Annotated in this window: 9 protein-coding genes; 1 reads left to right on the plus strand and 8 read right to left on the minus strand. The window is 41.7% G+C overall.

The window, feature by feature from the left end; all coding sequences use genetic code 11:
• Window positions 1-24 precede the first annotated feature (24 nt).
• Window positions 25-663, plus strand: coding sequence for a 4'-phosphopantetheinyl transferase family protein (locus ABEG20_RS05240; RefSeq protein ID WP_406826334.1), 639 nt, complete (start codon window positions 25-27; stop codon window positions 661-663).
• A 726-nt stretch (window positions 664-1,389) separates the two neighbouring features.
• Here ABEG20_RS05240 and ABEG20_RS05245 read toward each other — a convergent pair.
• The 8 genes from ABEG20_RS05245 to ABEG20_RS05280 form a co-directional block, all read right to left on the minus strand.
• Window positions 1,390-2,214 carry a glycerophosphodiester phosphodiesterase gene (locus ABEG20_RS05245; RefSeq protein ID WP_406826335.1) on the minus strand — a complete coding sequence of 275 codons (825 nt, stop codon included), beginning with the start codon at window positions 2,212-2,214 and terminating at the stop codon, window positions 1,390-1,392.
• A gap of 2 nt (window positions 2,215-2,216) precedes the next feature.
• Window positions 2,217-3,506 carry a fibronectin type III domain-containing protein gene (locus ABEG20_RS05250; RefSeq protein WP_406826336.1) on the minus strand — a complete coding sequence of 430 codons (1,290 nt, stop codon included), beginning with the start codon at window positions 3,504-3,506 and terminating at the stop codon, window positions 2,217-2,219.
• Window positions 3,507-3,536: 30 nt separating this feature from the next.
• Complete coding sequence (locus ABEG20_RS05255; RefSeq protein ID WP_406826337.1) at window positions 3,537-5,009, minus strand: SusD/RagB family nutrient-binding outer membrane lipoprotein; 1,473 nt, start codon at window positions 5,007-5,009, stop codon at window positions 3,537-3,539.
• An 11-nt stretch (window positions 5,010-5,020) separates the two neighbouring features.
• The gene (locus ABEG20_RS05260; protein ID WP_406826338.1) at window positions 5,021-8,473 is read right to left on the minus strand and encodes a SusC/RagA family TonB-linked outer membrane protein; all 3,453 of its coding nucleotides are present in this window, start codon (window positions 8,471-8,473) and stop codon (window positions 5,021-5,023) included.
• A 97-nt stretch (window positions 8,474-8,570) separates the two neighbouring features.
• Window positions 8,571-9,596 carry a FecR family protein gene (locus tag ABEG20_RS05265; protein WP_406826339.1) on the minus strand — a complete coding sequence of 342 codons (1,026 nt, stop codon included), beginning with the start codon at window positions 9,594-9,596 and terminating at the stop codon, window positions 8,571-8,573.
• A 93-nt stretch (window positions 9,597-9,689) separates the two neighbouring features.
• Complete coding sequence (locus tag ABEG20_RS05270; protein ID WP_406826340.1) at window positions 9,690-10,241, minus strand: RNA polymerase sigma-70 factor; 552 nt, start codon at window positions 10,239-10,241, stop codon at window positions 9,690-9,692.
• A 650-nt stretch (window positions 10,242-10,891) separates the two neighbouring features.
• On the minus strand, window positions 10,892-12,109 hold the full coding sequence (locus tag ABEG20_RS05275; protein ID WP_406826341.1) for an ATP-binding protein: 1,218 nt from the start codon (window positions 12,107-12,109) through the stop codon (window positions 10,892-10,894).
• Window positions 12,110-12,146: 37 nt separating this feature from the next.
• Window positions 12,147-13,481, minus strand: coding sequence for a putative sensor domain DACNV-containing protein (locus tag ABEG20_RS05280; RefSeq protein ID WP_406826342.1), 1,335 nt, complete (start codon window positions 13,479-13,481; stop codon window positions 12,147-12,149).
• Window positions 13,482-13,504 lie beyond the last annotated feature (23 nt).

A 13,504-nucleotide genomic window follows, 5' to 3' on the forward strand; every position in this document is an offset into this window, starting at 1 on the left:
CACGTAGCTATAATAGCCCATATTATGATAATTGTTAAATATTGTAATATTGATATAATCGATGATAATGATATTCCTTATTACTTAGGTAAATTACCGGTTTTTATGCAGAATGAAATTTTACGGTATAAATATGTTCGGGATCAAAAATCCCGATTGCTATCCCGATTAATGCTGCAGGAAAGTTTGGAGGATACAGGATCTCATACTGCTCTGTTGAACTGGAAAAGAAATGCAAACCATAAACCTGTTATCGATAACTGGAATGCCTTTAATATTTCTCATGACTCAGATCTTGCTGTTTTTGCTTATACCACCGGTAATACTGTTGGAATTGATATAGAAAAAAGAGAAAATATCAGCTATCAGGAAATTATAGATCATTTTCATCCTGAAGAACAAGAGTTTATTAAGACTGCAACAGACCCTGAAAATAGTTTTTACAGGATATGGGTTAAAAAAGAGGCATTACTTAAAGCACTTGGTACAGGCATTGTTAATGGCTTAAATGATTTTAGCTGTGTTAGAAACGTTGAAGAGTATCAAGGAAACCATTGGCATTTAAAGGAATTGAAAATTCATTCTGATTACGTTTGTTATTTATGTCATTCAGATTATGATGAGAAAATTATAATTCAGGAATTTAAATGCCCTGATATTTAATTCGTTAAAGTGGGGATTTATCAGTCATTCCAGACTTGTTAGTGCTTTACATGATCAGTTAATGGAATCAATGTTTTATGATCAACTCAATGGGCGCTTTTCAATATGGAAGGATTGACAAAAAATGATAGCGGAACTACGGGGACAGGCCAACTGGATTCTGGAAAAGTTTTCAATAAATTTTAGAAAATCACCGAATTTCAATCAATTCGTTCACAAAATAGTTCGAATTATGTATCGCCACTGACGTAAAACCGAGCCTGTCTCAAAATAATAGATTCAGTAATAACAAGAGAATTAAATTTGGCGATGTCGTCATTGCTCAGCTTGATCCAATAACTATCGGATGGGCATCTTAATGCTTTGGTATGGACTTATTTAGTTGCCGTTCTATTGCATTAAGATTAGCTTCGCTGAGCACTTCGTGGTTCCCGTTTTCACGGAAATAACACCCATTAAAAATATTATTCTGCCAAAAATCTTCAAAATCATTTCTGAGACAGCCTCGGTTTTTTTTATTATTTGCGGCAATCGTTGCGTCAGTAAAAGGGGGGTAAGCAAAAAAATTAATACATGTTGATGAATGGAGGGATCATTTCACTTTTTGTGGAACAGCCAGGCAAGATGTTAACCCTATTTTTCTCAGGAACATTTAAATATTAAAATTAGGATAATGTCTAACCCATACGCAGAGCTGCCGGTGAATGATTTTATACGTTAATGAAATTAGTTAACTCTTATCTTAGCCAATCGGAGGTATTTGATAAGTGCTTCAGGATGATCAGTCTGCAGTCCCTGCACACCGTACTTTATTACCTTTTTCCAATCTTTTACAGTTTCACTGGCTTTTTGAACATCAGGAAAAATACTGATGCCCATTTTTCTTAAAACTGGCAGCAGCGTTTCATTGGGCGCATTGTCAATCGCCTCCAACGGAACTTTGGCCATTGCCTCCATTAAGGCTTCTTTGGTGGTAATGGTATGATCCAAATGCGACATTAAGGGCATTTCAGGCGCTGTTTTCCGCCACGAAAGGTAATCGCTGTGGTCACCAACGTAAACCAATACCTGATGCTCCATTCCCTCTTTTTTAATTGCTTGATATGCTTTTTCTACTTCGGCAGCTTTAAAATCCAAATAAATATTTATTTTTCCTTTACAGGCTTTTAGCGCCTCTTCAAAACTGGCAATATGGTGCAAACTGCTATCCCTGCCTATAAGAATAAGCTTTTTAACTGCTTCAAAATTGAGGTTTTTTATCAGTCCTTTTCCATTGCTTAACCCGTCTACATGGTCGTTATGCAAAAGTACCAGGTACCCGTCTTTTGTAGTACGCAGATCAAGTTCCACATAATCTGCACCCAAAGCAATAGCCTCCATAATGGAAGCTATTGTATTTTCGGGTTTAATTAAATGACTACCACGGTGTGCAATCACGATAAAAGCATTTCGTGATTTTGGCAAAGGCCTGGTTACCTGTTGCGAAAATGCCGAGGTGTATAAACTACTGATTAAGATGCCTGGTATAAATAGTTTTATCTTTATTTTCATGGCTAAGGCTTTTGTGCAGGGTTCATATCTGTAAAAGCTGCGGCGCTGTTTCTGTCTGCTTTTTTTAAGGAGAAAGCATCGAAAAGTTCGCCAGAGGTTTTGTAGGCCTCAAATTTAAGTTTTGCTCCATCAACATGGATAACCTGGAAAAGCTGGGTGTTTTCTAACGATATATCCATCCATTTTGCTCCATCTACTTGGTACATTTTAGGGCCTGCAACTGAAACCAGATAAACCGGACCGCTTACTTCCCTTCCCGATAGTCCTCTTGGCAGGTTTTGGCCACGGCTGTACGTGTGGTCATGGCCCTGCAGTACAAGATCAATATGGTATTTATCAAATAAGGGTTTAAACCGATCTCTGAATTCCTTATTGTCCCTGCTTTTTGCCGTAGAGAAAATAGGATGATGAAAGGTGATTACTGTCCATAGTTTTTTATTTTCTTTCAATACTTTTTCGAGCCACTCATATTCAGCTTTGGCCGAAGCTTCGTCCAATATAATCATCTGCGAATCCAGGGAAATGATCCGCATATCCTGATAATCGACATAATAAACGGATTCTTCCAGCCCTTTTGGGCCGTTGCCTGCAAAAGTGTACTGTACGCCCCAATGAGGATCGAGTACCAGTTTTCTTTTATCATCGCGTACATATTCATGGTTTCCGGGGGAGGGGATGCTGGGAATCATACCATTGATGAAACCACCTCCGTAATGCCATTCGCCCCATTCCTGGTCGTTGTTGGAACGATTGATCAGGTCGCCGGCATGGATGATAAATCTGGCGTCGGGCTGATGCGAAAATGCCTTACGGATTACTCTCGACCATTTTGAACGGATGTCATTCTGTGCATCACCCAGGTAAATAAAAGAAAATGGCTTATTTTTAACCGATGCAGTAGTAAACTGGAACCACTCGCTCCAATGCTCGCCTGATCCAACCCGGTAGGCATAAACGGTTTCCGGTTTAAGGTTGGTAAAAGTAACGTGATGGTAGCTCGCAATTTCGTAATTATTCCCGCTGCCAAGTAAGGTAGAAGCAGCATCGTAATTCGTAATTGACTGTTCAAGCGCCGGATTGGAATCTTCAGCTTTGATCTGGGCTTTTGAGATCTTAATCGTGGTGTCGGTACGCCAGTTAACAGTCTGACTGGTGGCGGGGTCTGCAGCCCAGGTTAAAATCACGCGGTCGGGAAAATGCCCGGGTTTAAAATCCTGGGCATATGTTTTAACGCCAATGGCTAAAACAGAGAGTGTAAATAAAAAAGAGAAAGCTTTGATATATAATTTCATGTTATTTTATTTAGTAGTAAAGGAATTCATTTATTTCAGGTACCACATTAAGGTATACTGATTGTCTGCCCCAAACACGGAAACAGCTTTTTGATAGTTGACACGGTTTTTTGCGCTTTCCGAATCGGGGTAGGTATAACGTTTTGGAATGCCTCTTCCGGCTGCAAGCGGACCGGTGATAAAAGCAGGATAGCCGGTACGGCGCTGATCAAACCATCCCTCCGAACCTTTAAACAACATGGCCAGCCATTTTTGGGTGATCAATTGTTCAAGTGTGCCGTCGTATTTGACCAAAGGTTGATCGTAATAGGTTTGTGTTGCATTTAAGGCATAACTGCTCATCGATTCTTTGATGCCTTTATAATACAGCGATTCTGCCGTTTCGCCAGGTACGGTTAGCTTTCCTTTTTGTACGGCCTCTGCTAAAATAAAACACTGCTCCGTATAAGTGATCAGGCTGGCTTTTAGCAATGCGTTAGAAGCGCCTCCGTTTTTTCTGAAAAAAGTAGAAGAGAAAACCGAAACATGATCTTCTCCACCGTTGTAGGCAGATGGTGCATTGATGGCATTGGGCACTCCCACATAGCGGTTCAGATCAACGGTAGATCCGCTGGTGCTTTTTACCGGTTCTACCCAAACGCCAAGCCTCGGGTCGTTCCTTTGGATCAGCCTATCCACCAGTTCCTTACTTACTTTTGTTTTCTGGTAATCGAAATCGATCATGGCCAAAGGGCCACCCGGCCAGCTATAGGCCGCAATATTGCCCAAATAGGCTATCTCTGCATTATCAGCACTGCTTTCGAAAATAGGGAAGGCAGTTTTATCGTTCAGAATTTCCTGCATCTCGGTAAAGGCCGGTGCATAGTTTTTCGAGATCCGCAACAACATCCGCAAACGCAGTGAGTTGGCAAACTTGCGCCAGGCCAGTGCTTTTCCTTTAAACATGACATCGCCTTTGGCATTTATTTCCTGACTATTGCCTTTTAATATATCGTTTGCTTCCCTCAATTCTTTCAACAGATCAGGATAAATGGCCTGTTGCTGATCGTATTCAGGGTAGATGAGGTTGGCCTCTTTTGATTTTAATGACTGCGAATAAGGGATATCGCCATACAGATCGGTCAAATAGCCAAAGTTAAAAGCCTTCATGATTTTGCCGATGGCAACATATTGGTTTTCTGAACGTTTTTGTGCAGTTTCGATAAAGGTTTTATTTACGGCTAAGCGAGCGTAAATATCGTCCCAATCAACCGGACCCCAATCTAACAGGTCGTATCCGGTATTTCGAACCAGGGTAAGATAGCGCGCTGCAGAGGCGGGTCTTCGGTTCACCGCATTTTCCTGGTAGGCATAAGCGGTAGAAACCAATACGTCAGACATTAAAAACTCGGTATTGGTGGTTTCAGGAGCATTGGGGTTGGTGTTTATCTTTTCAAAATCTTTTGTACAGCTTGTAATCAAAGCCAGTATAGCGAGAAGTAGCGTTGTATATTTCAATTTCATTTTTGCACAGGTTAAAAGTTACAACTTAATTTAAAACCGAATGAGCGTATTCCCGGAAGTGTCCAGTGGCCTACGCCCAGTTTAAACCCTTCGGTAACACTCATGGTGGTTTCCGGATCATAGCCCAATCCATTGGCAGTCCAGGTGTACAGGTTTCTGCCGATAAGTGATAGCGACAGGTTGCTGATGGGCAGTTTACGCGTTAGTTTCTTATCGAACACATAGGTTAACGAAGCTTCCCTGATTTTCAGGAACGAAGCCGAATAGGTTAACCTTTCGTAGTATTTGTTGTAAGTATTATTGTAAAAATCAGCAGCGGCAATAATTACCGTGTTTTGGGTAAGGTTACCGTTTGCATCCGCAATATAACCCGGAATGATCATTCCGTCGTTCCGTTTTCTGCCCTGCGAATCCGTCCACGGTAAACCGCCGGTTTCTGCATCTCTGCCCACCAATGTGTTATCGGTTAAGCCTGCGTTGATAAGTGATTTGACTACGTAAGAGTAAAAATTACCGCCCTTACGCCAGTCTAAAAGTACATTCAGGGTAAAGTTTTTATAACTGAAAGTATTGTTGAAACCCATGGTAAAATCGGGATTATAGTTTCCTACCTTAAGGTATTCACTATTGTTGCGGATGTAGTGCCCGGTTTTGTCCAGTAATGCTGCTCCGGCATTTGGCCCGCTGCTTACCTTGGTATAGCTTGGCGTATAAAAATCGCCGATTTTGGTGCCTTCTTTAATCAGGTAACGGATATTATCCCCGTCGGCACTGCCCATCGAATATTCTTTTAAACCTTCTGATAACGCAATGACCTTATTTTCATTTTTCGTGAAATTGACATTGGTTTCCCATTTAAAAGCACCATCAAAAGGTATTGCATTAAGACCGATTTCCCAGCCGCTGTTCTGGATGTTTCCGGCATTGATTAAGCGGTTGGATGAACCTGATGCAATAGTGGTTGGGATGTTAATGATCTGGTTCCTTTTGTTTGTTTTATACCAGGTTACATCGATGCCCATACGGCTTTTGAAAAAGCGCAGGTCGCCACCAAACTCGTAAGACGTGGCAATTTCAGGCTTCAGGAAGTTGTTTTTAAGGTTAAATTCAATAGTAGCTCTTTTTACATCTCCCCAATCTTGGTTAAAAGGAATGGTATTATACAGCTGGTAAGGATCGGTATCACTACCCACCTGTGCCCAGTTGGCCCTCAGTTTAACGAAAGAAAGCACATCTGATTTGATCTTGAACACATCCGTTACAATGGTGCTTAAAGATGCGGAAGGATAAAAGTAAGAATTGTTGCCGGCTGGAAGTGTGCTCGACCAATCGTTTCTGCCCGTTACATCAAGAAAAACCATATCCCTGAACGATACCTGACCAAGACCATAGATACTATTGATGCGTTTGCGGGAATTATATTGCGAATTTACAATGGTACCGGCCTGCGCATTGGCAATATTGTATACACCCGGGATACTCAGACTTTCTGTTTTCTGCGCGGTAAACCGGTTGGTCTGATCCATCTGGTTTCCTCCGGCAGAAAGACTCAAAGACCATTCCTGATTCAGTAATTTTTTATAGCTCAGTAAAAAATCTGTATTCTGTTCTTTAAAGAAGGAATTATCGACCCCGTATCCACCGAATTTAAACCTTTTAGAACTGAAAGGACGTTTGGTTTCGTGCTGTTCATTGTACATGTCAAGTCCGGTACGAACCATTAAGCTCAGGTTTTTGGTAATATCGTAAACCGCCTGTACATTTCCGGTTAATCGGTTCCTGTCGTAGCCATTGGTATGTTGGTAGGCTACGAAATAGGGGTTGTCAGAATCATCTGCCGAAAACTGTTCGATGTTTTCCCTTCCCGGTTTCCAGTAGTTTTTCAGGTCGTTGATGTCCATATTCGGTGGGAGTGAATACAGCATCTGTGTTACACTTTCCCGGTAAGCCGATGGTCTGTTGTCGCTTTTATTGTTTACATAACCAATATTGGTACTAATTTTCAATTTAGGGTGCAGCACATAGGTGGCCGAAAAGTTAAGTGTATTCCGTTTAAGGTCGGTATTGGGTACAATCCCCTTATTGGCCAGATTGGTGTAGGATAAGCGGTAATTACCATCCGCATTTTTTCCACTGATGGAAATGTTGTTGGTGTAGGTAGAGCCGGTTTCATAAAAGTCCTGCGGATTGTTAGGATGCGATACCCAATCGGTGGCAATTGGTTTTCCGCTGGCATCCAGGGGACTGTTCCATTGCAGGTGTTTGGTACCTACATCAAGCCTTGGTCCCCATGCAGAAGTGGTAGAAGATGCCGGATCGTCGGTGTATTCGCCGCCACCAAAGGTATGCTGAAAATGCGGGAACATCCAGGCCTGATCGTACATGGCGTTTGAGTTAAAGTTTATCCCTAAACCCTTTTTGTTTACCGGGCCACTTTTTGTGGTAATCAAAACCACACCACTTCCGGCCCTGCTGCCATATAATGCGGCGGCACTTGCTCCTTTTAATATGGTGATACTTTCTACATCATCCGGACTGATATCTGCAATAGGGCTACCGTAATCAACCGATGAGCGGCCAACTTCTGATGTTGCACGTAGCGAATGTGCCACCGGAACACCATCTACTACAAATAAAGGCTGGTTGTCGGTCGCGATTGATGATTGCCCCCGGATAGTGATAAATGAACTTGAGCCGGGATCAGCACCCGTACTGACCACATTTACGCCGGCTACTTTTCCGGCCAGTGAGTTTATTACATTTACTTCCTTTACTGTGTTTACATCACTGCCTTTTACCGTGGCAATGGAATAGCCAAGGGCTTTTTCTGCACGTTTAATACCTAATGCAGTAACCACCACATCAGAAAGTGCGGTTTCATCAGGAGAGAGGTTGATGTTTAGTTCAGTTTCGCCCTTCAGGGCAATCTCCCTGCTTTGATAACCAATCATTTTAAAGATCAGCAGGGCCTGATTGTTTAATACATTCAGGTTAAATTCTCCGTTTAAGTTGGTGCTGGTAGCGTTGTTACTGCCTTTTTCGATTACGTTTACCCCCGGCAGTGGCAGCCCTTTTTCGTCAGTTACCTTACCTCTAATTCGTATTGATTTTTTGATAATGATCTGGTTTTTCTCGATCAGGTAGGTGAGTTGAAAAGGAGGTAATATCCGGTCGAGCAAAGCGCTTACCGCTTCGTTGTCTGCCTTAAAACCAATTAGGTTTTGTTTCTCTATGGCATCTTTGTTGGTATATACAAAATAAAGGCCGGTTTTATTTTCAATGGTTGTGAAAAGTTCCGTTAAAGATCCCTTTTTGATATGGATACTTACTTTAACGTTTAATTGCTGTGCATTTACCGGCGATGCCTGCCCTACAAAGAGCATCGTGGAGAGCATGATGTAAATAAGGGTAAAAAAACGCATTGCGCTAAAAATTAATTGACTAGTCACTGCGGACTTTTTCATAACTTTGTTTGTTTTAATCTTGATGGGTTAAAATAAAATTTAAAATTTCTTAGCTGTGGCATGCGCCAACATGCTGCAGCTATCTTTTACTCGTTGTTTAATGACATCTACCTCCTTTTATATAAATAATCTGTTTGTTTAGGGTATAATGGATATCAAATGTAAGCTCCAGTGTGCGCAGCACCTCTTTTACGCTTACATTATCAAATTTTGCCGTCAGTTCACAATTGTCAAATGATCTGTCTGAAACTACTTTAACGGCATATTTGCGTGATATGGTCTGGAATACCTCTTCCATCGGCGTTTTATTGAAATACATTTTTCCGATCCGCCAGTCAGTTGATGTTTTGGCATCTTCTACATTTTCGCTTACCAGGAGCGCCAATTTCGTATTATAAACTACTTTTTGATTTGGAAGAAGGTGGACAGGTACTGATTGTGTGCCTGCAGAATCTCTCGAAACGGCTACCTTTCCGGTGAGCACAGTTACTTCTGACCTGTGATTTTTCCATGCCCGGATGTTAAAACTGGTTCCCAATACCCTGGTTTGGATATTCTGGCTTTTTACGATAAAAGGATGAGCAGGATCTCTTTTTACTTTAAAAAAAGCCTCGCCATTGAGTTTAACCGTTCTGATGCCGGCATGTTTCAGGTTTTGCGGAAAGCTGATGCTGCTCCCTGAGTTTAACCAGATCTCAGAACTATCCGGAAGCAGTACATTAATGATTTTACCGGGCGCTGCAGTTTTGGTTGTCCATACAACCTGATTTTGGTTAAAAGGCATTAGCTTTTTATCTCCGGCAATAAAAAAGATCAGTGCTCCTATCATGGCAGCAGCAGTTGCCGCTGGCCACCATTTTAATATTTTGAATTTTCTGACCGGGGCCTGATCGATTTGTTCTCTGATGCTGGCAAAACTTTCCTTCCACAATCCGTCATCCGGTAGTTGCGCCGTGTCCTGCCATAGCAATAACACCTCTTCTAACTGCTCTTCGCGATCACCATCGTTACCCAACCAATCCCTGAGCCTTTTTTCCAGCAATGCAATTTCAGCTTTGCTGCTGCGCAGATTTTCCTTTACAGCCAAATATTCGAGTACTAATTTCCAGGTTTCCTGATCCATTCAAATGCTTTTATGCTTACAAGACAAGAATAAGAGAAGCGCTACGGGCCCAAAAACGTTAAGTTTGCGTTAAGAAATTATTAAGTGGTATTTTTATCTGAATTCGGATCTGTTTTCTAAAACTTTTTGTTGAAGAAATTGAAACCCTTTTACCAGGTGGTCTTCAACTGTACGTACCGATATATCCAGTAAAACCGCAATTTCTCTGTAGCTGAAGCCATCAATCCGGTACATATAGAAAATAAGCCTTCGCCTTTCGGGCATTTGGTCAATAAGCGCATATAACATGCGATTCCGGTCTTTATTCTGGACAGCCTGTGATGGCGTTTCTTTAAGATCGATAATCTCCGGGGCTTCTTCTTCGTTATCTATACTCAGGAGATTTGCTTTTGGCGATTTATGATAATTTGTTGCAGCATTTTTTATGGCACGGAAGAGATAGGCTTTTTCGTTGGAAAGGACGGTTCCATTTTTCCAGATGGATATGAATACATCATTTAAAATAAGCTGCGCATCTTCTATATCCTTTACCAGGTAAATGGCGTACTTTTTCAGCGTGGGGTACGCGCGGCGATAAAGATCTTCAAAAGATTTTTCATCAAACTTTTTATTATCATTAAAACCGGCAGTATTGTTTTCGCCCATAAAATTATCGCGTCAAAATTAAAATTCAGAAACGATACGCATATTAACTGAATATTAAATACACTTCTTTTGTAACCACACTGTTATTTATATTCTGGCTGTGGAAAGTTATTTCCGTGAATCTGTCAGTTGATTTTGCCGACTACAAACCATCCGGATTGCAAGCGGATAATAATCTTCAGAAAGCAGCGGGTATACCAAGATTAGAGTATCATCATAAATGGCATTGTAATAAACTTTTATATGGTTTAAAAGAATCATATTCTTTCCGGTATAAAATTCATCGTCATTAATCAAATCGAATGTAATGTTCTACCGTTTTTAAATCTGTATGTAGTAAATATCGCCGACATTTCTTAGAAAGATCAGTATCAAGCAGTTTTAATTTTAATGAAATAGACTCTTTCTGCCCTTTATATCATAAAAAAGCACCTTTTGAAACGCTGAAAGCCAAAAGTAAATGCTATAGTTTTGACCGTGCCGGCCGATCTGAATTTCATCTGTGCAGATGTTAAAAATGATATTAGAAATGCAATAGCAGCAAATACTTTAAATATGACCTTTTGTCGTATTGGTTATTCCTGAATTATGATTGTATTATTGATGATCTAACCAGTTTGTTTATTCTTTAGCTATTTTCAACCCTTTTTCTACAATGGCTTTTTTGATCTGATGGTAAAGGTAAATGCGCTGCCCGTGCCTGGGGTAGACTGCACGCTGATCTGCCCACCAAGTTTATCTGCCAAAAGTTTTACCGTTGCAAGGCCTATTCCGGTCCCGCTCTGGGCGAAACGGTCTGAAGTATTTAGGGTAACATTTCTTTGAAAAATACGCTCCAGCTCTTCTTTTCTAATGCCTATTCCATTATCACTAACGGTGATGTGGGCCAGGTCATCGATAATTACACAATCGATGTGAATCAGGCAAGTCTGTTTGTCATTGTACCGCACAGCGTTGGTCAATAGGTTGATCATGATCTGCTGCAGTGCAATTGCTGAAGTGCTGATTTCGATTTTTGCTTCCGGATAACTGATCTTTACATTTTCAGGAATACTGAGCATAGATACCGTTTTACGCAAAAAGCCGCCAAGTTCAATCAGTTCGTGTTGAACTGTCAGATTTTCTGGTCTAATGGAATAGTCGAGCATGTCGTTAATGAGTTTCCTAAGGGCTTTTATACCGTTAAGGCTGATCAATGCCAATTTATGCCCTTTTTTATCACCGCTATTATCAAGGTGTTTGGTTAACAATTCGGTACTCATGGAAATGGTCGCTAATGGATTTTTGATATCGTGGGCAGCCGTTGTGGCAAACTGTTGCATAAACTGATTGGTCTCCGCAAGACGTTTGTTTGTTTCACAGATCAACAGCAGTTTTTTTCTCAGCTCCATCTGGGCGATCACCTGTTTACCCAATACCTTGAGCGACCATAGCTGCTGATCGTCCAGTGTTCTTGGAACGGTATCTATCACACACAGCGAACCGAGAGGCATCCCTTCCGGCGTCTGTAATGAAATTCCAGCATAGAATGCAATATTGGGATCTCCTGTAACCAAAGGGTTTTTGGCAAATCTCTCATCTTCCTTGGCATTACTAACCACCATTATCCCATTTGGATCAGTGATGGTATGTGCGCAGAAAGCATGCGCTCTGGGTGTCTGCTCAACATCGATGCCCAGTTTGCTCTTAAACCATTGGCGCGAGCTGTCTACCAAAGTAATGAGCGCAATTGGTGTTCCACAAATCTGTGAAGCCATTTTGGTCAGCTCATCGAAGTCCTCTTCAGGCAGGCTATCCATAATCTGGTACGATTCAAGAGCCTGTAGCCGCTGCTTTTCGTTATCGGGTATGTTGGGTATATGATTCAAATCGTGTTAAATGTAGCGTTAATTCTTTCCTTTATGGTTAACTTCTTGTTGTTTTGAGCTTCCCGCTCTTTTGATACTGTTGGGTTTTGATGTTTTCCCACATAATCAGCCTATCTTCGATTCTGGAAAATACACGGATATCGCCATCTTGCGAAATAACAATACCCAGGCTGCCGGGGTGTGCCCAGCAATAAGCAATCATAGAACGGTGCCGGGTACCAAAATGTTTGGGATCTGTGGGGACCAATGATTTTGGGGTTGCAGTGGCCGTAGAAGAAATATATATTTTTCCTGGCATCTTTTTCGTGCGGATAACGCCTCCAAATCCCCGTGCCACCATATCCTGGCTAAATAATACCACGCCATCTACACAGCTTTGAGAGGCGATGAAACTCACCGAACCTTTAATTTCGTTGGCTACCTCTGTTTTTGCATGCAAGGCGATGGTTTCCTGCTCATAAAGCAATTTCGTTACGGTTTGCTTGCCTGAGGCCAGTCGCTGTTCGATCCTGTTTTCTGTAATATAGCTATTGATGGCCTGCTTCAGATAGCTGCTAATCGCCAACAACAATCTTTTGTAGTTTACTGCATATTTGATGTCGACATCGCTGCTATCTTCTGAAATTAGCACGGCCCCGCCATGATGGTAGTTTTGAATTTTTAGCAACAGCCTCGACAGTGTCTGGGTCCATATACTGTCTACAAATTCTTCCCAGTCGGCAAAATCTTCTCCTGGATGCGATGCAGATAGAAAATTCTTGATCTCTGCCCTGATCGCACCTGCATTTTTCCTGATGATTTTAGATACTGGCCCTATCGTAAATACATCCAGGTAGCGGGTAACCAGTATGTTTTGTTTTAGGGTGGCCAGCAGTTCGTAATCGAACATTACCTTCAGCGTGGCAATATCATCTATAAACACCTGAAACAGCCCGGGTTGTTCCGAACCAGATTCTGATTCGTAATTCAGAAAGCTCTGATAATGCATAGCCTGGTCGATCATTCCCCAGATGAAGAGCTTTCCATCCTGATCATAATAAACGGCAAGCGAGGTGCCGGACGGGTCGGCTGCTTTAGAAAGCTTAACCAGCGACCTGATATCAAGCGGAATATGCTGGGCAAATTCTACGCAGCTCCATCTTTCAGAAACAATCTTTCTTGGCGGAGTGGGATCAGGATTGGCAGGATCAATAAGCGTAACGGCTACCTTGGTTAGCTCGCCCTCTTCCGTTCTCATCGAGGTGTAAAAAAGACACTCGAAAAGTTCTTCGAGAACGATTAATGGGGGAGAAGCCAGCGCCAGCCGGCTATGGTTCAGCTTGGCATGTATATGCGCTGCAAGGTCCGTTGTTTTTGATTTTTCCTCAATCATTGCCTGATAGCGCTTGTTATTCG

The sequence above is a fragment of the Pedobacter sp. KACC 23697 genome (assembly GCF_045348445.1).
Taxonomy (GTDB): domain Bacteria; phylum Bacteroidota; class Bacteroidia; order Sphingobacteriales; family Sphingobacteriaceae; genus Pedobacter.